Source organism: Streptosporangium sp. NPDC001559 (assembly GCF_042893955.1).
GTDB lineage: Bacteria > Actinomycetota > Actinomycetes > Streptosporangiales > Streptosporangiaceae > Streptosporangium.
Window position 1 is genome coordinate 473,204 of record NZ_JBIAVG010000004.1, and the last position, 25,597, is coordinate 498,800.

The 25,597-nt window shown below is 68.7% G+C and carries 24 protein-coding genes; 12 read left to right on the plus strand and 12 right to left on the minus strand.

Translation table 11 applies throughout. From position 1 onward, the window contains the following. Nucleotides 1-6: 6 nt before the first annotated feature. A complete protein-coding gene (locus ACFYY8_RS12285) occupies nucleotides 7-2,235 on the minus strand; it encodes a transglycosylase domain-containing protein (RefSeq protein WP_390039948.1) in 2,229 nt (742 codons plus the stop codon). Nucleotides 2,236-2,429: 194 nt separating this feature from the next. Between ACFYY8_RS12285 and ACFYY8_RS12290 the strand changes: the two genes are divergently transcribed. The 3 genes from ACFYY8_RS12290 to ACFYY8_RS12300 all read left to right on the plus strand — a co-directional run bounded on the left by ACFYY8_RS12290 (nucleotide 2,430) and on the right by ACFYY8_RS12300 (nucleotide 5,726). Then, nucleotides 2,430-3,896 (plus strand): serine hydrolase domain-containing protein, encoded by a 1,467-nt coding sequence (locus tag ACFYY8_RS12290; protein ID WP_390039950.1) that lies wholly within the window; start codon nucleotides 2,430-2,432, stop codon nucleotides 3,894-3,896. Nucleotides 3,897-3,963: 67 nt separating this feature from the next. Then, on the plus strand, nucleotides 3,964-5,076 hold the full coding sequence (locus ACFYY8_RS12295) for a sensor histidine kinase (RefSeq protein ID WP_390039952.1): 1,113 nt from the start codon (nucleotides 3,964-3,966) through the stop codon (nucleotides 5,074-5,076). Beyond that, the gene (locus ACFYY8_RS12300; RefSeq protein WP_352010882.1) at nucleotides 5,073-5,726 is read left to right on the plus strand and encodes a response regulator transcription factor; all 654 of its coding nucleotides are present in this window, start codon (nucleotides 5,073-5,075) and stop codon (nucleotides 5,724-5,726) included. The genes ACFYY8_RS12295 and ACFYY8_RS12300 overlap by 4 nt, the downstream gene beginning before the upstream one ends. On the opposite strand, the gene ACFYY8_RS12305 is transcribed toward ACFYY8_RS12300, so the two are convergent. After that, nucleotides 5,716-6,300 (minus strand): CGNR zinc finger domain-containing protein, encoded by a 585-nt coding sequence (locus tag ACFYY8_RS12305; protein ID WP_390039954.1) that lies wholly within the window; start codon nucleotides 6,298-6,300, stop codon nucleotides 5,716-5,718. The two genes, ACFYY8_RS12300 and ACFYY8_RS12305, sit on opposite strands and share 11 nt — an antisense overlap. A 72-nt stretch (nucleotides 6,301-6,372) precedes the next feature. Here ACFYY8_RS12305 and ACFYY8_RS12310 point away from each other — a divergent pair, with 72 nt between their 5' ends. Further along, nucleotides 6,373-7,134, plus strand: a complete 762-nt coding sequence (locus tag ACFYY8_RS12310; protein ID WP_390039956.1) for a class I SAM-dependent methyltransferase — start codon at nucleotides 6,373-6,375, stop codon at nucleotides 7,132-7,134. A 34-nt stretch (nucleotides 7,135-7,168) separates the two neighbouring features. Here ACFYY8_RS12310 and ACFYY8_RS12315 read toward each other — a convergent pair whose 3' ends face one another. Both ACFYY8_RS12315 and ACFYY8_RS12320 read right to left on the minus strand, forming a co-directional pair. After that, entirely contained in the window at nucleotides 7,169-7,309 is a 141-nt protein-coding gene (locus tag ACFYY8_RS12315; RefSeq protein ID WP_362912538.1) for a hypothetical protein, read from the minus strand. 171 nt (nucleotides 7,310-7,480) lie between these two features. Further along, nucleotides 7,481-8,056 (minus strand): HD domain-containing protein, encoded by a 576-nt coding sequence (locus ACFYY8_RS12320; RefSeq protein ID WP_352010886.1) that lies wholly within the window; start codon nucleotides 8,054-8,056, stop codon nucleotides 7,481-7,483. A gap of 122 nt (nucleotides 8,057-8,178) precedes the next feature. Here ACFYY8_RS12320 and ACFYY8_RS12325 point away from each other — a divergent pair, with 122 nt between their 5' ends. Then, nucleotides 8,179-8,550, plus strand: a complete 372-nt coding sequence (locus ACFYY8_RS12325) for a nuclear transport factor 2 family protein (RefSeq protein ID WP_390039959.1) — start codon at nucleotides 8,179-8,181, stop codon at nucleotides 8,548-8,550. Nucleotides 8,551-8,642: 92 nt separating this feature from the next. On the opposite strand, the gene ACFYY8_RS12330 is transcribed toward ACFYY8_RS12325, so the two are convergent. The 3 genes from ACFYY8_RS12330 to ACFYY8_RS12340 form a co-directional block, all read right to left on the minus strand. Then, a complete protein-coding gene (locus ACFYY8_RS12330) occupies nucleotides 8,643-9,206 on the minus strand; it encodes a hypothetical protein (protein ID WP_390039961.1) in 564 nt (187 codons plus the stop codon). A 175-nt stretch (nucleotides 9,207-9,381) separates the two neighbouring features. Further along, nucleotides 9,382-9,957, minus strand: a complete 576-nt coding sequence (locus tag ACFYY8_RS12335) for a hypothetical protein (protein WP_390039963.1) — start codon at nucleotides 9,955-9,957, stop codon at nucleotides 9,382-9,384. Between the two features lie 173 nt (nucleotides 9,958-10,130). Then, complete coding sequence (locus tag ACFYY8_RS12340; RefSeq protein ID WP_390039965.1) at nucleotides 10,131-11,258, minus strand: NAD(P)/FAD-dependent oxidoreductase; 1,128 nt, start codon at nucleotides 11,256-11,258, stop codon at nucleotides 10,131-10,133. Between the two features lie 398 nt (nucleotides 11,259-11,656). Here ACFYY8_RS12340 and ACFYY8_RS12345 point away from each other — a divergent pair, with 398 nt between their 5' ends. After that, complete coding sequence (locus tag ACFYY8_RS12345) at nucleotides 11,657-12,751, plus strand: cellulose binding domain-containing protein (protein WP_390039967.1); 1,095 nt, start codon at nucleotides 11,657-11,659, stop codon at nucleotides 12,749-12,751. A 287-nt stretch (nucleotides 12,752-13,038) separates the two neighbouring features. Here ACFYY8_RS12345 and ACFYY8_RS12350 read toward each other — a convergent pair whose 3' ends face one another. Both ACFYY8_RS12350 and ACFYY8_RS12355 read right to left on the minus strand, forming a co-directional pair. After that, nucleotides 13,039-13,650: a histidine phosphatase family protein gene (locus ACFYY8_RS12350; RefSeq protein WP_390039969.1), complete on the minus strand. Its 612-nt coding sequence runs from the start codon at nucleotides 13,648-13,650 to the stop codon at nucleotides 13,039-13,041. Further along, nucleotides 13,647-14,879 (minus strand): PEP/pyruvate-binding domain-containing protein, encoded by a 1,233-nt coding sequence (locus tag ACFYY8_RS12355; RefSeq protein ID WP_390039971.1) that lies wholly within the window; start codon nucleotides 14,877-14,879, stop codon nucleotides 13,647-13,649. Before ACFYY8_RS12355 ends, ACFYY8_RS12350 begins: the two co-directional genes overlap by 4 nt. Before the next feature lie 59 nt (nucleotides 14,880-14,938). Here ACFYY8_RS12355 and ACFYY8_RS12360 point away from each other — a divergent pair, with 59 nt between their 5' ends. Both ACFYY8_RS12360 and ACFYY8_RS12365 read left to right on the plus strand, forming a co-directional pair. Beyond that, nucleotides 14,939-15,334 carry a DNA-binding protein gene (locus ACFYY8_RS12360; protein WP_390039973.1) on the plus strand — a complete coding sequence of 132 codons (396 nt, stop codon included), beginning with the start codon at nucleotides 14,939-14,941 and terminating at the stop codon, nucleotides 15,332-15,334. Next, entirely contained in the window at nucleotides 15,331-15,966 is a 636-nt protein-coding gene (locus tag ACFYY8_RS12365; protein ID WP_390039975.1) for a transcriptional regulator, read from the plus strand. Before ACFYY8_RS12360 ends, ACFYY8_RS12365 begins: the two co-directional genes overlap by 4 nt. Before the next feature lie 168 nt (nucleotides 15,967-16,134). Here the strand turns inward: ACFYY8_RS12365 and asnB are convergent, their stop codons facing one another. From asnB to ACFYY8_RS12380, 3 genes are all read right to left on the minus strand, one after another. Continuing rightward, nucleotides 16,135-17,976 (minus strand): asparagine synthase (glutamine-hydrolyzing), encoded by a 1,842-nt coding sequence (gene asnB / locus ACFYY8_RS12370; RefSeq protein ID WP_390039977.1) that lies wholly within the window; start codon nucleotides 17,974-17,976, stop codon nucleotides 16,135-16,137. A gap of 444 nt (nucleotides 17,977-18,420) precedes the next feature. Beyond that, nucleotides 18,421-19,032, minus strand: coding sequence for a hypothetical protein (locus tag ACFYY8_RS12375; RefSeq protein ID WP_390039979.1), 612 nt, complete (start codon nucleotides 19,030-19,032; stop codon nucleotides 18,421-18,423). Nucleotides 19,033-19,622: 590 nt separating this feature from the next. Beyond that, nucleotides 19,623-19,829 carry a hypothetical protein gene (locus tag ACFYY8_RS12380; RefSeq protein ID WP_390039981.1) on the minus strand — a complete coding sequence of 69 codons (207 nt, stop codon included), beginning with the start codon at nucleotides 19,827-19,829 and terminating at the stop codon, nucleotides 19,623-19,625. Nucleotides 19,830-20,217: 388 nt separating this feature from the next. Here ACFYY8_RS12380 and ACFYY8_RS12385 point away from each other — a divergent pair, with 388 nt between their 5' ends. The 4 genes from ACFYY8_RS12385 to ACFYY8_RS12400 all read left to right on the plus strand — a co-directional run bounded on the left by ACFYY8_RS12385 (nucleotide 20,218) and on the right by ACFYY8_RS12400 (nucleotide 25,554). Then, nucleotides 20,218-20,994 carry a phytanoyl-CoA dioxygenase family protein gene (locus ACFYY8_RS12385; protein ID WP_390039983.1) on the plus strand — a complete coding sequence of 259 codons (777 nt, stop codon included), beginning with the start codon at nucleotides 20,218-20,220 and terminating at the stop codon, nucleotides 20,992-20,994. Between the two features lie 403 nt (nucleotides 20,995-21,397). Then, a complete protein-coding gene (locus ACFYY8_RS12390; protein WP_390039985.1) occupies nucleotides 21,398-22,111 on the plus strand; it encodes an LmbU family transcriptional regulator in 714 nt (237 codons plus the stop codon). A gap of 153 nt (nucleotides 22,112-22,264) precedes the next feature. After that, nucleotides 22,265-24,175, plus strand: a complete 1,911-nt coding sequence (locus ACFYY8_RS12395; RefSeq protein ID WP_390039987.1) for an NAD-dependent epimerase/dehydratase family protein — start codon at nucleotides 22,265-22,267, stop codon at nucleotides 24,173-24,175. Then, complete coding sequence (locus tag ACFYY8_RS12400; RefSeq protein WP_390039989.1) at nucleotides 24,172-25,554, plus strand: MFS transporter; 1,383 nt, start codon at nucleotides 24,172-24,174, stop codon at nucleotides 25,552-25,554. Before ACFYY8_RS12395 ends, ACFYY8_RS12400 begins: the two co-directional genes overlap by 4 nt. The last annotated feature ends 43 nt before the right edge of the window (nucleotides 25,555-25,597 follow it).

The window sequence follows — 25,597 nt, forward strand, 5'->3', positions numbered from 1 at the left end:
CGTCGGTCAGCCGAAGGGGCCCCGGCCGTTGCCGCCCGTGTCGTTCTCACGGCCGTGGTTCCCCCAGCCGCCCCGGTCGCCGTTGTCGTTCTTCCAGTCGTCGTTGTTGTCCGGGCCCCGGTCGTTCTCGTCCGGCGGGGGCGCGGGCTGGCAGCTCTGGCCGCATCCGCCGAACCGCGAGGTGTTGATCGGGGTGAACTTGGTCGGCGGGACGTCCTTCAGGGCCACCAGCATGGTGTCCTTCCAGATCGGCCCGGAGATGCTGGCGCCGACGACCGAACCGTAGTAATTGCCGCCGATGGTGACGCCGACCAGCTTGTGGGTCTGCGAGCCGCGCGGGTCGCCGATGCTGACGGCGCCCGCCAGGTCGGGGGTGAACCCGGCGAACCAGGCGGAGGCGTAGCCGTCGGTGGTGCCGGTCTTGCCCGCCGCGTCCCGGCCGATGCCGCCGACCCCCCGCATGGTGCCCTTGGTGAGCACGCCGGAGAGCACGTCGGCCGTCGCGTCGGCGACCTCGGGGTCGAGCGCCTGGCGGCACTTGGGCTTGTAGGTGGTGACCTTGCCGTCGCGATCGGTGATCTGGGAGATCGCCATCGGCGCGCAGTACTTCCCGCGGGCGCCGATCGCGGCGTAGGCGTTGGCCACGGTCACCGGGTCCATCTCGTTGGTGCCGAGGGTGAAGGTCTCGTACTCCTGGAGCTTGGCCCCGTCGGAGCGGTGGATGCCCAGCGACTTGGCGGTCTTGACCACCTCGCAGAGCCCGACGTGCTGTTCGAGCGTCATGAAGAAGGTGTTGACCGAGCCCCACGTGCCCGTCTGCAGGGTCCGCCAGCCGGGGGAGCCCTCGTCGTTGGTGACGGTGTGGCTCGGGTCTCCGGCGGTGCCGCCCGCGCAGTTCTTGAACGTCGAGTAGCCGGCCGCGGTGTAGCCCGCGCCGACGTTGAAGCCGTCGCTGATCTTCATGCCCTTGCTCAGCGCGGTGATCAGGGTGAAGGTCTTGAAGGTCGATCCGGCCTGGAAGCCGGTGAGACCGCCGTGCGCGGCGTCGGCGACGGGGTTGTAGGCCAGCTCGTGCTTGTCGGTGTCCCCGCCGTACGGCTTGCTGGCGGCCATGGCCTTGATGGCACCGGTGCCCGGCTGGACCAGCGCCTCGGCGGCGACCGGGTTGTCCGAGGCGTGGACCCGCTTCTTGATGGCCTTCTCCGCGGCGGCCTGCATGTCGGAGTCGATCGTGGTCTTGATCGTCAGGCCGCCCCGGTTGAGGAACTTCAACCGGTCGGCGGCCTTCTTCCCGAAGTCCGGATTTTTCAGGATCTCGTTGCGGACGTAGATGCAGAAGTACGGGTACTTGCTGGACTCGCAGCCGCCGGGGAGGCCCGTGCCCCTGTAGCCGAGCTTGGTGGCCTTCGCCTTCACGGCGTCGTCCTTGGAGATCTTGCCGAGTTCTGCCATCCGGTCGAGCACGACGTTGCGCCGCTTCAGCAGCTTCTCGCGCTGCTTCCTGCCCAGGTTGGGGTCGGTGGCGTTGGGGTCCTGCACGGCCCCGGCCAGCGTCGCGGCCTGCGGCAGGGTGAGCTGGTCGGCCCTGACGCCGAAGAACCGCTTGGCCGCCGCCTCGACCCCGTAGGCGCTCGCACCGAAGTAGGCGATGTTCAGATACTTCGCAAGGATCTCGTCCTTGGTGTACTTCTTCTCGACGGCCATGGCGTAGCGCAGCTCCTTGAGCTTGCGCGCGTAGCTGGCCTCAAGCGCCTTGTTCTTGGCCGCCTCGGTGTCGGCGGCGTTGAGCAGCACCTGCTTGACGTACTGCTGGGTGATGCTGGAACCGCCCTGGGCGACCCCGCCCGCCTGCAGGTTCCTGGCCAGCGCCCGGATCGTGCCCTCGATGTCGATCGGGCCGTGCTCGTAGAAGCGGTAGTCCTCGATCGAGATGATGGCCGTCTTCATGATCGGGGCGATCGCCTCAAGGCCCACGACCTCGCGGTACTGCTCGTAGAAGCGGGCGATCGGCTTGCCCTTTGAGTCTTCGACGACCGTGACCTCGGCCGGAGGCGGCTCCACGAGCTCCTCGGGCGCGAGATTCATCTCGTTACTCGCTGAGATCAGTCCGAAGCCCGCGCCGCCCACCGCCGGTAGCGCGATCCCCGCGACCAGCGCGCCCGCCGCCACCCCGGCACCGGCCAGCAGGGCGATCTTCGACAGGGCGCTCGTCTGCTTCTCCACCGGTTCCTGCATGCCCCACAGCCTATGGCGCCCCACGAACCTCCCAGGCCACCAAGAGAAAACCCGTCCCTGACGAAAGTCAGGGGTCTCCCCTTACTTCGGGCTCCTGACCTGGTGATTCGCGATGTTTAGCGTGACGTTCGTCAACGAGACGATCGGAGTGCGCTGTGTGGCGGAACAGAGGTTCGAGGCGGAGAACGGCGACCATGGCGATCGCCCTCCTGGTGGCCCCGATGATCACGGCGGTCGCCGTACCGGCCTCCGCGCGGGAGGCGCGAGCCGCACGGGAGCCGGCTCCCGCGGAGATCGAACGGGTGGTCGCCGAATACGCCACCAGGACCGGCTATCCGGGTATAGCCACCGCGATCACCCTGGGTGACCGGGTGCTGTACACCGGCGGGTACGGCCACGACTCCTCGGGCGCCGCGGTGACCGCGACGACGCCGATGCCGGTCGCGTCGGTCAGCAAGTCCTTCACCGCGCTCGCCGTGATGCGGCTGGTCGAGGTGGGCAAGGTGGTCCTGGACGCCCCGGTGCGCGACTATCTGCCCGGCTTCCGCATCGCCGACCCCCGTGGGGAGCGGATCACCGTACGCCGGTTGCTTGAGCAGACCTCCGGGCTCAGCGACGGCACCTTCCCGGAGAAGAGCCTGCCGCAGCCCGGCTCCCCCGCCGACGCCGTGACGCGGGCCAGGACGGCGACGCTGGCCGCCGATCCGGGCACCCGGCACCTCTACACGAACACGAACTACCACCTCGCCGCCCGGCTGGTCGAGGTCGTCACGGGTGAGCCGTTCGCCGAGTACATGCGACGGCAGGTGTTCGGTCCCGCCGGGATGCGCTCGACGACCACGATCTCCCAGACGCCGCGTGACCTGCCGCCCGGGGTGCGCGAGGGACACCTCTACGCCTACGGGATGTCGATTCCCGCCCCGGAGCCGAAGCGGTTCGTCGGCGGCTCGGACGGCGTGATCACCACCGCCGAGGACATGGCAACCTGGCTGATCACGCAGAACGGCGGGGGCGTGGCCCCGAACGGTACCCGGCTGCTCTCCGCCGAAGGTGTGCGGACCACGCACACCCCCTCCGACCGGCGCTGGACGTACGGCCTCGGCTGGGACACCGACGCGAGGGGCCGGGTGAGCCACAGCGGCATCTGGTTCACCTACACCGCCCACCAGCTGCTGCTTCCCGGCGGCTACGGCATCGCGGTCATCGGCAACGGCGGCATCGGCCTCGGCAACGAGGGCATCGGCGCGCTGGCGGAGGAGCTGGCCACCCTCGTGACCGGCGGAAGCCCGGAGACCGGTTCCTCGTTGCGACTGATCATCGACCTGGTGCTGGCCTGCCTCACCCTGCTGAGCCTGGCCCTGGGGGTGCGCAACCTGCGGCGCACCGGGCGCTGGGCGGGGCGGTTCGTCTCCCGGCCGGCGTGGCGGCTCCTTCCGAGGCTGCTGCCCCGGCTGTTCCCCCTCGTCCTGCTGGTCTTCCTGCCCCGCCTGCTCGGCATGCTCGCCGGGGGTGGGCGGGACCTCACCCACCTGCAGCTGTTCTACTACTCGGTCGCGCTGGTCACCTGGACGGCGGTCGCGACCCTGTCGAACCTCGCCGTGCTGACCACCCGCGTCGTCGCCCTCGTACGGCTCCGCCGTACCTTTCATCCTGGCCAGTGATGATATGGCCGCTAATGTCCTGGACGATGATGACCTGGATGGCGATGGCCTGGATAGTGTCGGTGTCATGACGAGCTGGATCCGCCGGGTGGCGGCGCGTTCGCCCCTCCCGCCGTGGGCGTCCTTCCTGCTCGTGGGGCTGCTGGTCGTCGTCTCCATGTCCCATGACGAGCTGGCCGGATGGGCGCTGGCCGCCGCCCTGCTCGCCCCCGTCGTGGGGGTGGCGGTGCTGGGGCCGTACCCGGTGGTCGCGCTCGGGGTGTGCGCGGTGACGAGCGTCACCGTGGCGCTGAGCATGACCGACAACGTGCCGGTGTGGAGCAGCGCGCTCTGCGTGGCCGTCTTCGTGATCAGCCTGCTGGCCGGGCGCGGAGCGCCGAAGGTGGCTCCGGCTCTGGGCGCGTGCGCGGCCGGGGTGGCGCTCGACGTCGTGTTCGGCCTGGTCAGGGGTGAGGTGTGGGGTGTGGGGGCGCTGCTGCTCGGCCTGACGGTCGCGCTGCCGTGGCTGCTCGGCCGTTCCGCGCACCAGCAGGCCGAACTGGTCGTGGTCACCGCGGAGCGGGCCATGCTCCAGGAGCGTGCCCGTATCGCCCACGACATGCACGACACGCTCGGGCACGAGCTGAGCCTGCTCGCGCTGCGCGCCGGGGCCCTTGAGATGGCCTCCGACCTGGACGAACGCCACCGAAGGGCCGCCGCAGAACTGCGGGAGGGCGCCGGGCTGGCGACCGAGCGCCTGGCCGAGGTCCTCGCCCTGCTGCGCGACGGCGGCCCCGCGCCGCTGAGCCCGGCCCCGGCTCGCGACGCGGAGGACGTACAGGCCCTCGTCGATCGGGCCTCGGGCGCGGGCCTGCCGGTCTCGCTCGAATGGCACGGCGTACGGCATCTGCCGCCCGTGATCGGCCGGGTCGCCCACCGCGTCGTCCAGGAGGCGCTGACCAACGCCGCCAAACACGCCGCCGGGGAGGCCGTGCGGGTACGGCTGGCCACCTCGGACGGCACGACCGTACTCACCGTCGTCAACCCCCTCCCCCGGCGCGTACGGCGGGGCGCGGGAGGAGGGGCGGGTCTGGCGGCGCTGCGGGAACACGTCCCGCTGCACGGCGGGACCTTCCGCGCGGGACCGCGCGGCGAGGAGTTCGAGGTCGTGGCCACGCTGCCACACGTGGGGGAGTCATGATCAGGGTGCTGCTCGCCGACGACGACGAGATGGTCAGGGCCGGGGTCGGCGCCATCCTCGCCACCGATCCGGCCATCGAGGTGGTGGCCGAGGCCGGGGACGGGCGGGAGGCCGTCGAGATGGCCCTCGCGCACCGGCCGGACGTCGCCCTGCTCGACATCCGCATGCCCCGGCTCGACGGCCTCTCCGCCGCCGTCGAGATCATCCGCGCGGCCCCCTCGGTCTCCGTCGCCGTGCTCACGACCTTCGGTGAGGACGCCTACCTGACCAGGGCACTCGACGACGGTGTACGCGGTTTCCTGCTCAAGTCGGGCAACCCCCGGGAGCTGATCGCCGGGGTGCACGCGGTCGCCGGGGGCGGCGCCTACCTGTCGCCGAGGATGGCCGCGCGGGTGATCGGGGAGCTCCGCTCACCCCGGCTGGGCCGTGCCACGGCGGCCCGTGCCAGGGTCGAGACGCTCACCGAGCGGGAGCGCGACGTGCTCGCCCTGCTCGGCGCCGGGTTGTCCAACGCCCAGATCGCCCGGCGGCTCGGGCTCGTCGAGGGCACGGTCAAGGGGCACGTCAGCGCGATCCTCACCCGTCTCGACCTGCGGAACCGGGTCCAGGCGGCCGTTCTGGCCCACGAGGCGGGCCTGGTCACGGAGTGAGTCTCCCCCTGGCTTCCCTGGCACGGAAGGCCGCGGTCTTGACGCGGTTCTGGCAGGCGGTGCCGCAGAAGCGGCGGGTGCCGTTGCGGGAGACGTCCACGTAGACGCGGTCGCAGTGCGGGGCCGTACAGACGCCGAGGCGGTCGCGGAACTCGCCGCCCAGCACGATCGCCAGGCCGGTGGCGCAACTGGCCCCCCAGTCGGCGGACATGGTCCCGCCGGGGCCGTGGAAGTGCAGGTGCCAGGGCTCTCCGTCGTGCCGCTGGAGGGAGGGGCGGGCCCGCGTCTCGGTGAGCAGGTCGTTGACCCTCAGGGCGGCGGCGTCGACGTCCTCGGCCGCGACGGCCTCGAAGACCTCGCGCAGTCTGGCCGCGATCCCGGTCAGTTCGGCGGCCTCGTCCTCGGTGAGCCTCTCGTGGTCGGGGTATCCGGCGCCCCGCAGCACCTCGGTGGCCGCGGCGGCGAGGTCGTGGGGCGGCGTGAAGGGACGGCCTCGGGTCTCTCCCGGCGTCAACGCGTTGACCAGTGCGACCGCGATCCGGACGACCCCATCGGTGTGACTGTTGAAATCCACTTGACCGGTCACATCCTCGCGTTCTAGCTTGTAACTGCCTAAAGCATAGAAGACGGTCACAAGGAGGCCTGTGTGCTCACCCACGATGCCGCACACGAGTGGATCACGCGTTGGGACCGCCAGCAGGAGGGCTACCTGCCCGACCGCGAGGAGCGTTTCACGGCGTTGATCGACGCCGTCGAGGCGGCGGGCCGTCCCGACCCCCTCGTCCTCGACCTCGGCTGCGGGCCCGGTTCACTGGCCGCCCGGCTCCTGGAACGCCTCCCCGAAGCCAGGGTGGTCGCGGTCGACGCCGACCCGCTGCTGCTCGGTCTGGGCCGGGCCGCCTACCCCGATCCGCGCCTCAGGTTCGTCTCCCTCGACCTGCGCGCCCCCGGCTGGAGCGACCTTCTCGACCTGGACGGGCCCGCCGACGCCGTGGTGAGCACCACGGCGCTGCACTGGATCTCCCCGCAGGACATCGCGAAGATGTACGCCGAGGTGGCGACCGTACTGCGCCCCGGCGGGCTGCTGCTCAACGGCGACCACCTGGAGACCGACGACACCACCCCGGTCCTGGCCCGGCTCGAACGCGTCGTGCACGACCGGGAGGCCGAGCGCAGGTTCGCCGGGAACCGTCCCGAGGACTGGCGTCAGTGGTGGGACGCGGTCGCCGCCGACCCCGACTTCGCCGAGCTCAACACCGAGCGGGCCACCGCGGGCGCCGACCACCACGGCTCCGAGTCCCCGCTGCTGTCCACGCACGTCGACGCGCTGCTGGACGCGGGCTTCGTCGAGGTCGGCTGTCTGTGGCAGCGCGGCCACAACCGTCTCCTGTGCGCCGTACTCGCCTGACCCGCACCCCCGGACGCCTCGGACGACGAGGGGTTCAGCGCTCCGGCTGTCCCTCGTCGGCCCGGTGGATCCTCGTCCAGGTGGCGCCGCACCCGCAGCGGTAGCCCTCGACCAGGTCGCCGGTCTCGGTGACGGCCAGGCCGTCGCTGACACGGACGTGAACGTGAGTGCTCATGGGGCTTTCCTAAGCTTTCCGAGCTTCCCCGTGGCTCTCCCCGGCCTTCCTCTGACGGCTCCTCGAACGGGGCCTTCGGACAGGCGGAAGGGGGCTGAGCTGGGCGAACATCCTCACGATACCGCCCCTTGACGGTTCCCTGACCTCCAGGTTCGCCCGCTCAGAAAGCGCTCAGTCCCCGTTGAGGACCTGGGTCACCCACTCCAGCGACCCCGTGTCGAGCACCTCGTCCGCCAGCCGCTTGGCCGAGGCCGTCCGCAGCGCGGCCAGCGAGCTGTCGATCCACGGCTGGACGTTCTGGTGCCCCTGCTCGCGGTACTCGACGGCCTGGACCAGGCATTCGAGCTTGTCGGCGTCACGGGCGCAGACGGCTTCGAGGCTGGTCTTCTCCTCGTACTCGGCGACCGCGCCGCGGACCATCCCCGCCACGACCTCGGGCACCCCGCTCACCTGGTCGGCGGTGACCTCCTCGTTCGAGGCCGCCTTCAGATAACGCTTGCCGAGGTAGGGGATGTCGGTGATCCGGGTCTCCTGGGTGTCGTGGAACAGGCTCATGAACGCGGCCCGCTCGGGATTCCCGCCCTCAAGCGCCGCGATCACGCTCGCGATGACCGCCGCCCTGAAGGAGTGGTCCGCGATGCTCTCCGGGTCACGCACCCCCGCGACCAGCCACCCCGTGCGCCGGTACCGCTTGAGCAACCCCATCTCGTACAGCAGCCCCGCCAGCCCCGTCAGCTCCTCCGCCACGGCCCCCACCCCCTTCCCAGGATCGTAGAACGCCACTCCCCCACCGCCTAGGACATCTCCCGGGTCCGCGCCGCCGGGGATGTAGCGTGGCGGAAACGCACCGTCGAAAGGATCCCGGGGCCATGGGCGAAGACCTCCACGCGCAGGCGATCGACGTCTTCGTCGAGGCCACCGCCACCTCCGACCCCGAGCGTCGCGCCACCCTCCTGAGCCGCGCGGTGAGCGCCGACGTCGTCTTCTGGGGGCCGCTCGGCCGGGGTGTCGGCCGTGAGGCCGTCAACGACTTCATCACCGAGGTCGTCCACGGCCACCCCGCCGGGCCGGGACGCCTCGTCAGGACGACCCGGGTGGACGCTCCGGGAGAGTGGGCGAGGTTCGGCTGGCGCTACGAGACGGCCGACGGCGAGACCGTGCTGTCCGGGACGGACGTCGTCCACGTCACCGCCGCCGGGGACATCGACGAGATCATCGTCTTCGCCGGCTCCCTGTCCTGACAGCCTGCGCCGTACGGCGAGCGCCCCGGGAAACGGCTGATCGCCGCCGTGGGGGGTGTCGGCGGCGATCAGGGTTCACCGGGGGCGTCGGATCACTCCGTGAAGGTCACCGTGGCGTACAGGTAACGGGTCTTGCCGTTCTCGTCACCGCTGTGCGAACGGCCGACGATGACCTGGTTGTAGCCCGCCTGCGCGTTGTGGTTGCTCTCCTTGTACTCGCCGCTCCAGGTCAGGTTGGTCAGCCGCACCTGACGGCCCTGCCAGTACAGGGCGCCGGTGCGGTACCGCGTCATGCCGTTCTCGTCACCGGTGTGCCACCTGCCCACGAGCGCCTGGTCCGTGGGGGCGATGTAGCTGGACTTGCTCTCCCGCTGGGTGGCGGTCCAGTCCCCCGAGTGCACCTCGACCTGCTCGCCGTTGATGAAGATCCAGCTGCAGTAGTACGTGGTCCGGGTGTTCTCGTCACCGATGTGCGAACGACCGGTGAGCACCTGGTTCGCCGGGCAGTCGAAGGCGTCCGCCCGTTCCAGCACGGTCTCCTGGTAGATGCGCTCGACCTTGATCGTGGCGGCCGAGGCGGGAGAGGCCATGGTCAGCGCCACCGCGGCGGCGGCCGCCACCACGGGTACGGCCCTGCCGTACGTCCTCGTCTTCATCTTCTCGGTTCCCTTCTGCGTGCGTTTGCGGCCGAAAGGCGGGACGCGGATCACCGTGCGACACGGGCCCGCACAGCCTTGTGCGGACCCGCACGGCCGTGCGACGACGGCCGCGGGACCCGCCTCCCGCCGGGATGGCCCGATCACCTCGGCGACCGGGCCGACGACGGGGAGATCAGCCCTCGAAGGTCACAAGGGCGTGCTGGTAGCGGGTCTTGCCGTTCTCGTCACCGCTGTGCGAACGGCCCACGAGGACCCGGTTGTAGTCCGCCTGGAAGGTGTGCCTGCTCTCCTTGAGGTCGCCGCTCCAGACGGCGCCGGTGAGCCGTACCGGACGGCCCTGCCAGGACAGCGTGGCGGTGCGGTAGCGCGTGGTGCCGTTCTCGTCACCGGTGTGCGAACGGCCGACGAGCGCCTGGTCCGCCGGAGCGCTGTAGCTGGACCTGCTCTCCTTCTGGCCGGGGGTCCAGTCCCCGAGGGACACCCGGACCTGCTCGCCGTTGATGAGGATCCAGCTGCAGTAGTACGTGGTCCAGGCGTTCTCGTCACCGGTGTGCGAACGACCGGTGAGCACCTGGTTCGTCGGGCAGGTGAACTGCGTGCCCCACTCCGGCACGTTCTCGGAGTAGGCCCGCTCGACCCTGATCGTCACCGCCGCGGCGGACGCGGCCGAGGCGGGAGAGGCGACGGTCAACGCCGCCACCGCGGCGGTCGCCGCCACGAGGGGCACGACCCTGCCATACGTCCTCATCTTCATCTCCATCGGTTCCTTTCTGCGTGCGATCACATTCAGAGAGGCGGCGCGGTGAAGATCAATTTTTGGTCGTACCCCTGGTGAAGATCGTCCCCCTGGGAGGTGATCCGCCGGTCCCGCTCGCGGCCTACCGGGGATCCCCCTGACTGTTGACGACGCCCCCGCGCTCGTCAGCGTCCGGGCATCCGGGTCGGCATCCACGGGTGACGCAACGCCATGACGGTGCCCTTCACGATGGCCTCCTTGTAGGCGGCGGCCATCCGCCCGGTGAGCACCATCCCGACCGGGCTGTCGTCCCCGCGCACGAACTGGATCAGACCGTCGTTGCGGCCGAGGCTGACGCACTGGTTGGCGTATTTGAAGCGCACCGGATCGGGCGTCCGCCCCGCCAGACGCGCGGTGATCGCCCGTACGGCCTGCTGGGCCACCGGGAGCGCCGTCGCGCAGGCCATCCGCAGTTCCACGCCGTCGGCCGTGCGCACGGCCGCCGCGTCGCCGATGCCGTACACCTCCTGGTGCGAGACCGAGCGGAGCGTCGGGTCCACCAGCACGCGCCCGTCGTCGTCGACGGAGAACCCGGCCTGGCGCGCCAGTTCGGGGACCCGGAAGCCGGTCGTCCAGATCGTGACGTCGGCGCCGAGCCGGTCTCCGCCCTCCAGCGTGACGTGGTCGTCGTGCACCTCGGTCACCCTGGCGTGCTCGCGCACCTCGACGGCGAGACGGTCGAAGGCCGCGTTGAGGTGCCGTTGGGCCCGCCGCGACAGCGCGCCGCCCAACGCCCCCTCGGTGACCAGCCGTACCTTCACCTCCGGCAGGCACTCCGCCAGCTCGGCCGCCGCCTCGATGCCGGTGAGCCCGCCCCCGACGACGACCGCGGTGCCGCCGTCCCGCAACCGTGTCCTGAGCCGCTCGGCCTGGTCGAGGGTGGCGACGGTGTGGGCGTGCTCGGCGGCTCCGGGCACCAGGCTCAGGTCGGCCTGGCTCCCCAGCGCGTAGACGAGTGTGTCGTAACCGATCTCCGGGGCGTGCGCCGGCCGTACCGTCCTGGCGTCCGCGTCGATCTCGGTCACCGTGTCGACGACCAGCTCGACCCCGGTGCCCGCGAGCAGGTCGGCCAGCGGCAGGTCACGAAGACGCTGACCGGTGACGAGCTGGTGCAGCCGTACCCGCTCCACGAAACGGTCCCGCTGGTTGACCAGGGTGACCCTGGTCCCGTCCCGCCGGGCCCGCCTGGCCGCGAGCTTGGCGGCGACCAGGCCCGCGTACCCCGCCCCGAGAACCACGATGTGGTGCGTCATGGCGTTTCTCCCTTCCTCACCCGCTGAGAACCGGCGAAGGGCGGGAAACGTGACGTGAACTGGATCACACCACCGTTCGGCCGGTCACGGACCCGGTGTCGCCGGAGGCGAGGTGTCGGCGCTGACGGCGAAGGGCCGTACGGGCGTCGGCGTCGCCCGGCCGGGACAGAACCGACGGCGACGGTTCAAAAACCCTGGGACGACTACGGCCAGCCCCCGCCACGCCACAATACGTATTTACGATTTTGCCGATTTGCAAAATCGTAGCTTTACGGAGAGTCAAAGATGCTTCACAATCGCTGCGGGGGGACACAGGCCGAAAACTATTCGATAGGGGCATCATGCAAGCCGGCAGACAATCCTCCGGGACGGTCCTCCTCAGCCTCGGATTTCTCACCGTGGCATTACTCACCGCCATGCTGGCATTCGGCATGGCCGGAGGGACGGCGCTGGCCGCCGTCCCGTCAAACGACGTCGCGGACGTGGCCCTTCCCATGAAGACGCAGCCCGTCGACAACACGCCCCCGACACGCCCCACCAACCTGATCCCCTGCCCGGTGCCGCTGGCCCCCCTCACCGAGTACGGCTACGCCTCCATCTGCTGGGGCGCCTCCTCGGACGACACGGGGATCGCCGCCTACGACCTGTACCGCCTGGAGGCCGACGGCTTCGTCCTCGCCAACTCCACGACCGCCACGATCGGCGGCTTCACCGGCGTGCTGAACCAGCGGTACACGATGTACGTCGTGGCCAGGGACCCGGCGGGGAACATCAGCCCGCCCTCCGCCCTCATCACGGTGACCGCCACGCTCGGGATGACCCCGACCGCCTCGCCGTCCCAGTCCCCGGAGCCGGGTGACCACACGCCGCCGAGCCAGCCGACCGGTCTGCAGGACGCCTGCCTGCAGGACTACCGAGGCGCCACGTTCTGCTGGCAGCCCTCCACCGACAACGTCGGAGTCACGGAGTACGACGTCTACCGCGAGAACCCGACGGCCTACGACAGGGTCGGCACGATCCCGGCCTCCGGCATCCGGAACTTCGCCGAGTCCAACGTGGTCATCGGGCAGCGCTACAACTACTTCGTGGTCGCCCAGGACGAGGCACGCAACGTCAGCACGCCGTCCTCCATGCTGTCCGTCCTGGCCAGGGAGGGCCTTCCCACCCCGACCCCGACGTGCACGGTCTCCTACCGCGCGGCGACGTGGAGCTCGACGCTGAACGCGGAGATCAACGTGCGCAACATCGGCACGACCCCGATCGACGGCTGGACGCTGACGGTCGACTACCCGGCGTCGTCCACGCAGCTCACCTCGGGCTGGTCCGCGGACTGGACCCAGAACGGCTCGCGGATCAGCGGCACGAACAAGCAGTGGAACAAGGTCATCAACCCGGGTTCGACGACCCAGATCGGGTTCGCCGCCTCCTACAGCGGCGCCCAGCCCGCCCCCCTGAGGTTCGCCCTCAACGGCAGGCTCTGCTCCGTCGAATAACGGCCACCTGACGAGAACGGGTCCACGGGATCGGCGCGACGCCCGTGGACCCGTTCCTCTTCTTCGGGCTCGGGGAAACCCGGCCGGTGCCGCGAATTCTCATCGGTGATTCGACGGCCGGGAAAACACCGAGGGCGTGACCGCGCGTGAAACTCCGCGCCGAAAAAAGTCCCGGCTTAATTGAACGCGGAATGAACCAGGTGTTCCCCGGCCGGAATTCGGCGCTTTCCGCCCGCCCCGAAACCCCTACCGGTCCCTGCGGCTGTGAACGGGCGGGGCCGGTGATGTCACGGCCTGACGCCCCCGGGGAATCCGGTCCAGCGCAGGTCGGGCGGGAGGTGGCTCATGTCGTTGAACATCACGATCGTCGGTGGCAGGGCGTCGCGGTACTCGATGACCGTCAGCGCGGTGTTGGCGCTGTTCAACCCGAGCCACCGGGACGGCGGCGCGTCCAGCGCGTGCCGTACCAGCCACGCGATCGGATAGGCGTGCGTCACCAGGACCTCGTGTGTGGGCCTGGGAGCCCTCACGGTCGAGCCGGTGACCTTCGCGAACCGGGCGACCAGGGCCTCGGCGAGCCTCTGGCCGGAGGCCGCCTCGGCATCGTCGTAGCCGTCGAAGAAGCCGGCCCAGGACGGAGGCGTCTCGGCCGCGGCGGGAACGTAGGGCACGTGGTCGACGAGTTCGGCGGCCTCGATCACCGGCACGTCCGGTAGGTGACGGGCGAGTTCGCGCGCGCTCGCCGCGGCACGCGGCAGCGGAGAGTGCCACACGACGTCGACCGGTACGCCCGCGAGCCGTTCGCCCAGCAGGCCCACCTGCCGACGCCCGGTGTCGGTGAGCTCCCCGAACGCGTCGGCCGCGCCGTGACGCGCGAGGTAGAGATGTCTGGTCGTCATGCGCGGTCAGGGGCGGGGGCCCCGTCTCCCTTCGGACGGAAGTGATCGGCCGTGACGGTTCCGGCGGTGCCGTCGACGGTGATGACGGTGCCGTCGCGGAGCCTGCTCGTCGCGTCGGGAACGCCGAGAACGGCGGGGATACCGTGCTCTCTGGCGACGATCGCGGCGTGGGAGAGCACTCCTCCCGTCTCGGTGACGACGCCCGCGGCGATGCGCAGCAGCGGCGTCCAGGCAGGGTCGGTGAAGGGGCAGACGAGGATGTCCCCCGGGCTCACCCGCGCGAAGTCGCCGAAACCACGGACGATCCTCGCGGTGCCGGTCACGGTCCCGCGACCGCCCGGCGTTCCGGCAAGGCCGGCGGCCGTGACGTCCGAGGCACCGGAGAAGGGCGGCGGCAACGCGGCGGTGACCGGCCGTGCCTGCAGAATCCAGACGCGGCCGTCGGCGATCGCCCACTCGACGTCCTGGGGTCCGCCGAGCACGGCGGCGATCCGTTCGCCCAGCTCGGCCAGCCGCGTGGCGGTCCCGTCGTCGATCACCGGCCGGTCCCGGGCGGCGACGGGCACGTCGTGGACGACGAGCCGCGTGCCCCTCCGGTCAAGGCGCCGCCGTTTGTCCGCGACGGTACGGATGACCGACCCGTCCCCGGAGACACGGTAGGCGTCAGGGGTGACCCTGCCCTCGACGACACTGGGACCGAGACCCCAGGACGCCTCGATCCGGGTCACGTCGTCCGGACCCGCTGGTGTGAACATGACCCCGGACACCTCGGCGTCCAGGTGGCGTTGGACGATCACGGCCATCAGAGGGTCGTCGCAGCCGGAGCCGGCCCGGTAGGCGACGGCACGCGGGGAGAACAGCGAGGCCCAGCAGGCTCGTACGGCTTCGGCGACCTCGTCGAGTCCGTGCACGGCGAGGAAGCTCTCGTGCTGACCGGCGGCCGACGCCTGACCGGTGTCCTCCCTCGCCGCCGATGACCGTACGGCCACGGACGGCTCGCCGAGCCCGTCCAGCGCGCGCCCCAGCGCGTCGATCACGGCGGCGGGGACCGGGCGGCCCCCGATCGCCTGCCGAGCCGCGTCGGCGTCGTGCGGCCCGGCCGCGAGGTAGGCGGCGAACGGGACGACGAAACCGTCGGGAACCGGCAGACCCGCCCGGAGCAACGCGCCGAGCGCGCCGGCCTTGCCCCCGCAGGTGTCCGCGACGGCCTCCCCAAGGGACACGATCATCCGCTTCACCCTTCAACAGAACATTGACAACAATTTGTTGATTGTGCATTCTGGGACGCATGCCACGCAAGGACGACATCGCCTCCGGTGCGCACGCCGACCACGCCCAGGCCGGACGTGAGCGGGACGCGCGTGAGCGGCTGCTGGACCTGGGCGCGAACGAGCTCGACGCCCGTCCGTGGCGTCCCCCGCCCACCCCGCCGTCGGCGGTCGACCTCGTGCAGTTCGCCGTCTGGCGCAACGCCGACCTGGACCCGGAGGGCATCCTGAGCGCGCTCGCTCTCCTGCCCGCCGCACGAGCCGAGGTCGAAGGGCTCGAATCCGCCCTGCTGTTCATCGCCAGAAGCGCGGGTCTGACCTGGGCGCAGATGGCGCACGTGATGGGGTTCAACTCCCCGCAGGCATGCCAGCAGCACTACACCCGCCTGACGGCACGACAGGACACCGGCTCATGACGCACGACTCCTCGCCCGACCTTCTGATCCTGCACGCCGTACGCGTCACCGGGTTCGCGGACACCCCGGTGATCGCCCGTCGGTACGGGCTCGACGCGGCCACGGCGGAAGAGGCGCTGCGCGACGCCGAGGCCCGTGGCTGGGTCGAGCACACCGCCTTCGCCGACACCAGAGGCTGGTCGCTGACCGAACCCGGCCGGGCCGAGAACGAGCGCCGGCTCGCGGCCGAACTCACCCTCGCGGGCGCCGCCGACGAGGTCCGAGACGTCTACCGCGGGTTCCTCCCGCTGAACGCTCTCCTGCTACAGGCCTGCACCGACTGGCAACTCCGGCCCACCGCCGACGATCGACTCGCCGCCAACGACCACTCCGACCCCACCTGGGACGCCGGCGTCCTCCACGAACTCGCCTGCGTCGGCCGGGCTCTCACCCCACTCGCGGACCGGCTCGGTCGGGCCCTCACACGGTTCCGCGGATACGACACACGGTTCACCGCGGCCCTGGCACGCGCACAGGCGGGAGACGGCGCCTGGGTCTACCGCACCGACGTGGACTCCTGCCACCGGGTCTGGTTCGAACTCCACGAGGACCTCATCGCCACCCTCGGCCTCACCCGGCACGCGAGCCCCTGACCCGCCGCACCGCCTCACCGGTGCCCACGCGCGGGGCCGCGGACGTGGTCCGGGCGGAGGCGCAGGGCACGGCGGCCCCTGCCGATCGATCGAAACCCGGAGCCGACGCCGAGACGTCGGCTCCGTGTGCTCCGCGCCGGTGTACCGCCCGATGTCGGGGGCCTCCGGTCAGAGGGCTATTTCCACATCGTATGTCTGCAGCCAGTCGCCCAGCTGGAGAGTCGTCTCCAGTGCCGCTCGGCTCATGCCGTGCTCCAAGGCCGCCGCTCCCTCCTTCGCCACCGCTTGCTTGACTTCGTCCGACAGCAGCGGGAGGAGCGGGCTCTGCCTCTCCCGGACGACGCCCGCCAGCCGTTCGCGGAGCACTCGGTCGTAGGCGTCGTCCCGAATAGAGGGATAAGGAGTCTTGATCCGCTGGGCCACCACCTCCGGGAGCAGATCCAGCATCGCCGCGCGCAGCAGACTCTTCTCCCTGCCGTCGAAGCTCTTCATGGACCACGGGATATTGAAGGTGTACTCGACAAGCCGGTGGTCGGCGAAGGGAACCCTGACCTCAAGCCCGCTTGCCATGCTCATCCGATCCTTCCGATCGAACAGCACCTGGGCGTGACGGGTGAGTGCCAGGTAGGTGACCTCCCGATGGCGGGCCTCGACCGGATCGTCGATGTGATCGGACGCCGCGAGTTCCGCGATCGCGACGCTGTGGCAGTCACGCTCGTACGCGGCCAGGTCGAGCTTGGCCAGCAGATCAGGCTGGAAGATGATCTCGTTGCCCTGGTAGTTGTGCCTTCCTTGGTGCACCCAGGGGAACGTGTCGGCGTGGACCCATTCGGGGTGGCGCTGCCAGTTGTATCCGCCGAAGACCTCGTCACCGCATTCGCCGGAGAGAGCGACGGTGGAGTGCTCTCGCACCATGCCGAACAGCTGGTGTAACGACGCGTGTTCATCGCCCTTGGCGATGGGCAGGTCATAGGCGGCCAGCACGGATGCCCTCAGTGCCGGATCGAGCAGACCGGGTGCGTTCAGCGGCAGTTCGCTGTGCTCCGAGCCGACATGCCGCGCCAGCAACCGCGCGTAGATGTGATCCTCGTTTCTGGGTGCGCCGGCCCCCTGATAAGAATCGTTGTCGCTGACCGAGCAGGACCGGAGCTGTCCCAGGCCCCGGTTGCGAGAGACCTGGACCGCGAGCGCGGTGAGAGAACTGGAATCCAGGCCTCCCGAGAGCAGAGTGCACAGCGGCACGTCGGCCACCATCTGCTCGCTGACGACGACTTCGAGCATTTCACGAACGGTGCTGACAGTCTGCTCAAGTGTGTCCGCGTGCTCCGCGACCTGCAGCCGCCAGTAACGCCGCTCGACGGAGCGCGACCTGTTCACGTGTACGGTGCAACCCGGCGGGACCTCCCGCATACCGCGGAAGACCGCCTGCCCGGGCGCCTTGGCGACGGAGAGGATGTCACGGAGCCCATCGGTGTCCAGCACGGCCCGGAAGTCCGGATGGGCGAGGATCGCCTTCGGCTCGGAACCGAAGAGTATTCCGGTGGGGGTCCGCGCGTAGTACAGCGGCTTGACGCCCATACGGTCGCGGACCAGAAGCAACTCCTCCCTGTGCGCGTCCCAGATGGCGAACGCGTAGATCCCCTCAAGGTGTTCGACGAATTCAGGCCCCCACTCCAGGTATGCGCGGAGAACCACCTCGGTGTCGCTCCTGGTGCTGAACTCATGGCCCAGGGATCGGAGTCGGGCGCGCAATTGCTGGAAGTTGTAGGTCTCGCCGCTGTAGGTCAGGACAGCATGGCGGGCGGAGCCGTCCTCGATCACCATGGGCTGGCGTCCACCGTCGAGGTCAATGATGGACAGTCGCCGATGTCCCAGCGCGACATGCTCCGCCAACCAGAAACCTTCGGCGTCCGGACCGCGCCTGGCCATTGTGGCCGTCATCGCTCGGAGGACTTCGCCTTCTTTTGTCAGATCACGTGAGAAATCGACCCAGCCAGCGATACCACACATAGAGATACTCCTGAGAGGAAGACGGGAAGAAGCACTGCTTCCAAGTGCTCGACGTGCACTCAGGCTGAGCCAGCCTGGATTGCCGATGCGCCCGGTAAGCCGGGGGAATATATCTCGGATAGTCGTCGTCAAATTATCATGCCGCCGGTTCCCGGGGAACCGTTCTTCGAATCCGTGAATGAAGCGCCTCCACAGGAAGGGCGAATTCGCTCATTGTTGTCGGAGTTCCGCCCGCGGCGACCGTCACCACATCGGCAACGCCCTCCTGTGGTCATGGAAGCCGACGCCCTGTCGTTCACAGAGAATGTCCGGCAATTCCACAGCGGCATTGCCGTAAGCGCCGCGTTCTCCGATTTCGGCCCGCCCGGGCCGTGAGCCTGCGTGGTCGCCCTTCGTTCTGTCAGGCGCGATCGGCGGAGTCCTCGCCCGCCCACTCCGGACGTCTCAGCCTCCTGACGCCCGGCGCTCGCCACCGCCCACTTCGGAGAGGCCGTCAGAGGACACGGCCGAACCGAAGAAGCGCACCATGTCGCGGTACTCCCGGTGAGGCGCATCGTCCTCGGCATGCCACACGCCCGGCCCCACACGCTCCTCCCACGCGCCATGCCTCTCGATGACGGCGTTGACGAACTCCTTGGCCAGCTCTGCGGCCTCGAAGAGATCCTGATCCGGGGTCTGCGAGCTGGCCCCGACGATCTGGCCGCGCACCTCGGCGGAGTGCCCGTAACGAAAACTGGCGTTGCCGCACAGATGAGGGTTGACGAGAACCGCCTCACCGTAGTTGCGCCCCAACCGCCGATGACCGGCCGCCTTGGCCGCGGCGTTCGGCAGAAACCTGTGGCCGTCCTCCCCGATGGCCACGGCTCCCAGAACCGCGAGCTCGTTGGGCACCCAGGGGCCCACCGTGGGGTCCATGAGAACGAACCCCATGGACGTCTGACCGTACTTTCCTCGGGGTGCGGCGGAAGGGGCGACGACATGGTTGCGCCAGACGCTGGCTGCACGCCTCAGTCCTAGATCCAGCAGCAACTCGTCGAGGTGATCGTCGCCGAGCATGTAATCGTAAGGGTTCCGGCAGTGCCGGACACGCACCGTCAACCCATCCTCTGAAACAGAGTGGCGGACGCTCAAACTAACTCCTTCGGCAGCGGGTTTCTAAAACGATCGATAACCGACGGGCGATGAAGTCGTCAATGATTTTACGGGTGGCGCACTTCCAGAAGCATCAACCGTCCTTCGGCGGGCGGTCCACGAACTCGCGGTGTCCGGGCCGTGGTGTACTCCGCGAGCAGGTTCCGGCACCACAACAAAGAGAAGAAAAGGGGATGAAGCTCTTCTGAGCGGTAGAACACAGGGATGGGCGAATCGATACGCACGCGCGGCCTTCGATCACGGTGGGTGAACGGCGCGACCCATCGGCTCACCGGAGGTGCGGGCCCGAGGAACCGAGACCGGCCGCTACGGCTCTCGCACGCCTTCTCCCCGGATTCCGGGTCGTACGTGTCTCGCCAGCGAGACATCAAGGATCACAACGGCGACCGGCCTTGCCTTCGAGGACTCGCGCAACCTGCGGATACGCCGGTCAACGGCGCCGTTTCTCCGTCGGCTCCGGCACGGATCCGGTGGCGGCGGTACACCTCGGTGCGTCACGCCGGGCCATACATGGTGCCGGCGGGACCGTCAGCGGTGCCGAGGACGACCGATCGCCCGTCCTCCCACTCGCCGGGCCCGACGACCTCACCGGTGAACACCGGCGAATGCCGGACCACTCGCTCCGGGTGATCGGCCTGACCGGGTCCGTACACGGTCACACGACGGCAAACCGCCTCGATCAGGAGCACGGCACCGTTCACGTGGCCTTCGTCTTGCCGCACCACAATCGCGAAACCAAAGGCGTGAACACGAAGGTCGAACGCATCATACGCCAGATGTACGGCCGATCCGGCCTTCCCTTCTCCGCCGTCACATCCCCTGGTCTAACTCTCTGCTGTCACCTATAGAGGAACAAGACCGTTGTTCTTAGGCCCCCGGCTCGATGTGTCAGCGGAGCAAAAGGGCTAGAAAAACGTCCCGGGCAATCTATACGATTCCTGTAGGCTTGGTGCTTACAGGCGCCGAGAGCCAGGTAAGTTATGTGCCAATGACGCGGGCGCCGCCTCGCCCGTCGTACGCCATCGCCTGCGGTATTTCCTACACGTCACAGGTTCCTTCGGGAGCAGCCGAGCGGAAGGATCGATCCACATGGCCGTAAACACTGGTCTTACGCTTGCACAGGTATTCCAAAGAGACGGATTCGTCACCACCGGGCCCCTGCTCTCCGCATCGGAGATTGAGACCTACCGAGAGATCTACGACCGCTTCCTGCGTGGAGAGATCGAGAGCGGAGACAAGCGCTCCGACCTCGGTTCCCACGTACCGCGTCGAGACGGGGCGCAGGAGAACATCACTCAGATCATGTGGCCCTCGGCTCTCCACGCGCCACTCCTGGAGATGCCACTGCATGCACGGGCGCTGGAAATGGCCAAGGCGCTGATCGGCGACGACGCCGTACTCGACTTCGACATGCTGATCCACAAGGCGCCGCGCATCGACGTACCGACCCCCTGGCACCAGGACGCGGCCTACTGGATCGATCTGCCCGACAAACGAGCCGTGTCAATCTGGGTCGCCCTGGACAATGCCGTTCTCGACAACGGCTGTATGTGGTACGTGCGGGGCTCCCACAAGCACCCCATGCGCCCGCATTACCCGACCAGTGACGGCAAGAACATCCAGTGTGACTGCTCCGAGAACGAACCGGGCGCGACCCCTGTGCCGCTCGAACCAGGCGAGGGGGTCGCGCACTCGGGCACCACGCTGCATTACTCCCGCGGCAATTCAACGGATTCCGTACGACGCGCTTATATCCTTGCCTTCCGGCCCGCCGAAATGCTCCGGCTTGAGCGAGAGCGAGGCTACGACGTGGGTCTGACCAACAACGTGCGCCTGGTGCGCAACCCTGAGGCCGCCGACTCCTGAAAAGGAGCCTGCGATCATCGTGTGAACTTTCACCACCGTTTTGGTTAAATTCGAGGGAAGGTTTCTCCCGCAGCGGGGGCTCGCCATTGGGCTTGAGAGGGCCACGGCGCCGCTCACCGCCGGCGGTAACCGGCGTGAACCACGCGGCCGGCAGTACGTTCGGCCGACGCACTCGGACCTTTGACCTTGACGCGTCGGCAGGCGCGGGGGCGAATGGAGGCGACTGCGCAACTCGGCAAAAGAACACGGGGTCGGCAACATGGACGTGCCCGGTCGCACAGGAAGACTCCATCACGTGCTTCGCCGGACCACACCGTTCGCTGACCGGTCCCGTTCTTGACAATGTCGTTCTACCTGTGGAGACGGGGACGAAGGACAGAACAGAAAGACATTGTCCGAGAATATGACTCTGGGAGAGAAAGCTGTGCGGGGACTTTATTCAAAACAGAGGCATGAAGGACTTCTTGAAAGGCAAATCGGGGCAGAGAGCGGGGTGCACACGAATCAGTCCTCACTCACCTTGCCCGCCCGCCTTCCCATCGAGGAGTGGATGCACATCGGGCAGAAGCTGAACTCACTGAACGATTCGGTCACCTGGTGGCTTGGAGATTGGCTCGTATACGGCCAGGATCGATACCCGGAACGCTATCTCAAGGCCGTAGAGGAAACGTCCCTTGACTATCAAACACTGCGCAACTACGCTTGGATAGCTCGAAAATTCCCACCCGGCCGACGGTGTTCGGATCTCAGCATGCAACATCACGCAGAAGTGGCAGCACTGACGCCGGCCTCCCAGAGATTTTGGCTTGAACGCGCTCAGAGAGGCGGATGGTCCCGCAACGAACTCCGTCGCCGGATCAGGTCTGCCGCCATTCCTAACGCGGAGAACAGGCTCTCTGTCTCGGAGCTTCGCCTGAAGGTGTCGAAAGCTCGCAGGAGCACCTGGGAGGATGCGGCGAAGTTTGCCAACTCAAACCTCGCCGAATGGATGGTCGAAATCCTCGACGCTGCCGCCCGAAATTACGTCGAAGGCCAAAAGGAACACGACCGGCCGCAGCAGTCCGAACACCCTGGACAGCCGGTCCCGCGCAGGCCCGCAGCCGATCCTCACTTTTAGACGGAGGTCTCCCCAGGTGGTTGACCTTCGATGTCGGCTGCCGGGGGGACCCCTGTCCGGGCTCTCAGCCGTCGCCGCCGTGCGGCGCCCTTCCCACTGTTCTTCGTTTCATCTCCCCCTTGCCCCTCAGACAATTTCTGCGAGGTATCGCGAATGAGGCCCCTGGCCCATCTGACCACGTCGACCACGGCCGTGAGCAAGCCGGTCAATCTGAGCGGTGCGGTGATGGCGCATCCCAAGCGCGCCGAGGCGGCCAGGCAGCTTGCGGATTTCGATGCGCGCGGCCGGATAAACGTGGTGCTGGACCCCGTACCCGACGGTCCTCCGACGGCGTTGCGCACGGCGAACCTCGCTTGGGAGTGTGTGGGAGAGGACGCCACGCATCATCTGGTCCTCCAGGACGATGTGGTCCTGTCCGAAGGGTTCTTCGAATATGCCGAGCGGGTCGCGTCAGCGGTACCGGACGAGGCCGTCGCGTTCTATGCGGGCTGGGAAGGGCGCAACGGCGCCGTGGTGCGCCTGGCGGCGCTGACAGGCGCCCAGTGGGCCTACGCGATCGAAGAACATGTGCCGTGCCTGGCCTTGATGCTCCCCGCACGGGTGGCCCGAGGGTACACACGCTTCGCGGCCGAGCACGGCAACGGCTGGCCCTACGACGTGGTGATGCAGCGCTTTCTGAACTCGTGCAAAGTCCGGGTGCGCTTGGCCGTGCCCAGCACCGTGGATCACAGCGACGTGCCCAGCGTCGCCGGCAACGTCGGCCACGGGTGGCGGCATGCGACGCTGTTCACGCCTCAGGCGGTGGAACCCACGACCTATGAATGCCGTGAGTTTCCGGTCGTGCCGTTCTACCAGCACGGCTATGCCCGGTGCGCGGTCCGCCACGGGGCGCAGTGGGAGATCATCGAGACCGAACGGCACCTTCAGCGGATCGGCCTGCTGGAGGAGTGCCGCAGGGCTTTCGCCGGGACCGGACCGTCTCCCCTCCCCGACCATGTGGCGCAGGCGGTGTGGGTCACAGGGTTCGCCGTCGGTGCCGTCGTAGCCGAGCTCGCGACCGAAACGCCGGAACCGTCGGTGACCACCACGGTAATGGAGGCGCTGGGGCCCGGTGGTCTGTGCAAAGAGGTCATGACTGACGAACTGGTCGAGATGGTCGTTCCAGCACGTGAGCTGGCGCTGACCGCCTTGGAGGAGGGACGCGGGACCCAGAGCTCTCACAGGCGCCCGGCGGCGGAACCCGCGACCGTGGCTCAAGTAGCTGTCACCGGAGGCGAGAGCGGCTTCGGACCCCAGTTGGCCCGGTTGTTGGGCGACGGGGGGTACCACGCCGACCACCTTCCTGCTCCTGTGGACACCCGGCAGTTGAGCGGCGTCTCGTACGTGGTGCACCTGGGTCGCCCCTCCGCGGGTCCCGGCCTGCTGGCAGGCGTACTGTCGGCCGCCGCAGAGGCCGGGGTGAAACGGCTGCTCTACGTCGGCTCCGCGGAGGTCTACCGTGGCAGCGGCGACAGAACCGTGACGGAGGAGTCGGTATCCGAGCCTCCGGCTGACCCGGTGGCGCTGGAGTGGTGGCGCGAGGAGGAGGAGTGCCGCCAATGGGGTGAGCGGAACGGAATCGCGGTGCAGGTGCTCCGGTTGGCCGAGCCGGTGGGACCGAACGCGCCCACCGACGGTGCGCTCGCGCGGTCGATGTTGCTGGCGTGGACGCGTCGCCCGCTGAAGCTGGACCCGCTGGAGCGGCACCAGATACTGGAGCACCGGGATATGGCCGACGCGATCGGCACTGTTCTGGCGGCATCGCAGCGACCCTCCGTCCTCAATGTCGCCTCGGCGGCCTACACGGGGGAGGAACTCGCCGAGCTGGTCACGGAATTCACTCGCCGCACACCTCTGGAGCGGCTTTCCGAGTCCGGAGGGCAGCGGTGGGTGATGGCGACCGACGTGATCGCCACCGAACTGAACTGGCGGCCTTCGGCTTCGCTGCCCGAAAGCCTGCGGGCCCTGGCGCAGTGGCTGTCCTGCGACACCCACACCGACCTGCAGTGGGATGGCCTGCGATGACCGACGAAGTCCTGGCGCCCACCGTCGGCGCGCAGGAAGGAATGTTCTCCCGGACGTACGCGGTCGCCACCCTCAGTTTCTCCGCTGTGACGGTCCTGACCGGTCTCGCCGCGTTGGCCGTGGTGCCCATTCTGCCGATCGCCGTACGGGATCTGCAGGCGCTGGAGCTGTATTCCCTGGCGGCCAGCGTGTTCGTAGCCGCGAGCCTGCTGGGTGGGGTCATCGGCGGCAACTGGGCTGACCGGGTCGGTGCCGGTCGCCCGCTGGCGGCAGGCTTGGCACTCGCGGTGGTGACCTTGCTGGTGTCCGCCACCAGTACCTCGATCTGGCAGTTGGCGGCCGGGCGCTTCCTGGACGGGATAGCGGCCGGGATGGTCGCGGTGACCATCAACACAGCGATCGGGCAGACCTACCCGGACTGGCTGCGGCCTCGTGTCTTGGCACTGATGGCAGCCTGCTGGATCGGCCCTTCGCTTGTCGGCCCTCCGTTGGCCGGCCTGATCGCCGACTGGTGGTCCTGGCGCGGGGTGTTCTACGGGCTGGCGGCACTGACCCTGCTTCCCGCGGCGGCCTTGGTGATCGTGTTGCGCGGATCATCCCGTACCGCCACGTCGGCGGAACCGGGCGACGAGGCGGGCCGCCCTGGTCTGATCGTCGCCGCGGCCGTAAGTCTGGGCGCGGCGCTGGCACAGTACGCCATCAGCGACTGGAACGTGCAGCACCTGATTTTGGGACTGGTAGGTCTCGTGCTGGTGGTGGCGTTCGTCCGACGGATGGTGCCTCCGGGCACCTGGCGTGCCATGCGAGGGCTACCCGCCACGGTGCTGCTGAACGGCCTTGCTTGCGGAACGTTCTTTACACTTGAGGCTTTTGTACCGCTACTGCTGGACTCGGCCCGACAGGTGCCGCCAGCGGCGACCGGTCTGGTCTTCACAGGTGCCGCCGTAGCCTGGGCCGCGTCGTCCTGGGTGCAGAGTCGTTGGCTGGCCAACCGGCCCCGCCACCACCTGATCGCCACCGGTGCACTGCTGATGGGAGCGGCAACCGTGACCGCTGCCGTCGGGGCGCTGCCCGTGTTGCCCGCCTACATCGCGGGAGCCTCCCTGATCATCGCGGCCATTGGCATGGGCACGGTGGCCCCCACCCTCACCGTGCTGTCGCTCGCGCACGCCCCGTACAACCGGCAGGGATACGCCAGCAGCAGCATGCAGACCTCCATGAATCTTGGTCAGGTCGCGATCATGGCCGCGTCGTCGGCCTTGTTCAGCGTCGGCCAGAACACGGGCTCGACTCCGGTCAGTTTCGGTGCGGCCTTCGGGTTGCTGGTCGTGCCAAGCGTCCTGGTCGCCCTGCTCGCGGTACGCGCACGCAGCGCGTGAGCGACCGCCTTCCCACAGATCTGCTCTTCCATCGGACCGAAAG

Excerpts from the sequence above, each read along its gene's own strand:
- ACFYY8_RS12285 (WP_390039948.1), bottom strand. The coding sequence starts at position 2,235 with ATGCAGGAACCGGTGGAGAAGCAGACGAGCGCCCTGTCGAAGATCGCC.
- ACFYY8_RS12290 (WP_390039950.1), top strand. The coding sequence starts at position 2,430 with ATGGCGATCGCCCTCCTGGTGGCCCCGATGATCACGGCGGTCGCCGTA.
- ACFYY8_RS12295 (WP_390039952.1), top strand. The coding sequence starts at position 3,964 with ATGACGAGCTGGATCCGCCGGGTGGCGGCGCGTTCGCCCCTCCCGCCG.
- ACFYY8_RS12300 (WP_352010882.1), top strand. The coding sequence starts at position 5,073 with ATGATCAGGGTGCTGCTCGCCGACGACGACGAGATGGTCAGGGCCGGG.
- ACFYY8_RS12315 (WP_362912538.1), bottom strand. The coding sequence starts at position 7,309 with ATGAGCACTCACGTTCACGTCCGTGTCAGCGACGGCCTGGCCGTCACC.
- ACFYY8_RS12325 (WP_390039959.1), top strand. The coding sequence starts at position 8,179 with ATGGGCGAAGACCTCCACGCGCAGGCGATCGACGTCTTCGTCGAGGCC.
- ACFYY8_RS12330 (WP_390039961.1), bottom strand. The coding sequence starts at position 9,206 with ATGAAGACGAGGACGTACGGCAGGGCCGTACCCGTGGTGGCGGCCGCC.
- ACFYY8_RS12335 (WP_390039963.1), bottom strand. The coding sequence starts at position 9,957 with ATGAGGACGTATGGCAGGGTCGTGCCCCTCGTGGCGGCGACCGCCGCG.
- ACFYY8_RS12340 (WP_390039965.1), bottom strand. The coding sequence starts at position 11,258 with ATGACGCACCACATCGTGGTTCTCGGGGCGGGGTACGCGGGCCTGGTC.
- ACFYY8_RS12350 (WP_390039969.1), bottom strand. The coding sequence starts at position 13,650 with ATGACGACCAGACATCTCTACCTCGCGCGTCACGGCGCGGCCGACGCG.
- ACFYY8_RS12355 (WP_390039971.1), bottom strand. The coding sequence starts at position 14,879 with ATGATCGTGTCCCTTGGGGAGGCCGTCGCGGACACCTGCGGGGGCAAG.
- ACFYY8_RS12360 (WP_390039973.1), top strand. The coding sequence starts at position 14,939 with ATGCCACGCAAGGACGACATCGCCTCCGGTGCGCACGCCGACCACGCC.
- ACFYY8_RS12365 (WP_390039975.1), top strand. The coding sequence starts at position 15,331 with ATGACGCACGACTCCTCGCCCGACCTTCTGATCCTGCACGCCGTACGC.
- asnB (WP_390039977.1), bottom strand. The coding sequence starts at position 17,976 with ATGTGTGGTATCGCTGGCTGGGTCGATTTCTCACGTGATCTGACAAAA.
- ACFYY8_RS12375 (WP_390039979.1), bottom strand. The coding sequence starts at position 19,032 with ATGCTCGGCGACGATCACCTCGACGAGTTGCTGCTGGATCTAGGACTG.
- ACFYY8_RS12385 (WP_390039983.1), top strand. The coding sequence starts at position 20,218 with ATGGCCGTAAACACTGGTCTTACGCTTGCACAGGTATTCCAAAGAGAC.
- ACFYY8_RS12390 (WP_390039985.1), top strand. The coding sequence starts at position 21,398 with ATGACTCTGGGAGAGAAAGCTGTGCGGGGACTTTATTCAAAACAGAGG.
- ACFYY8_RS12395 (WP_390039987.1), top strand. The coding sequence starts at position 22,265 with ATGAGGCCCCTGGCCCATCTGACCACGTCGACCACGGCCGTGAGCAAG.
- ACFYY8_RS12400 (WP_390039989.1), top strand. The coding sequence starts at position 24,172 with ATGACCGACGAAGTCCTGGCGCCCACCGTCGGCGCGCAGGAAGGAATG.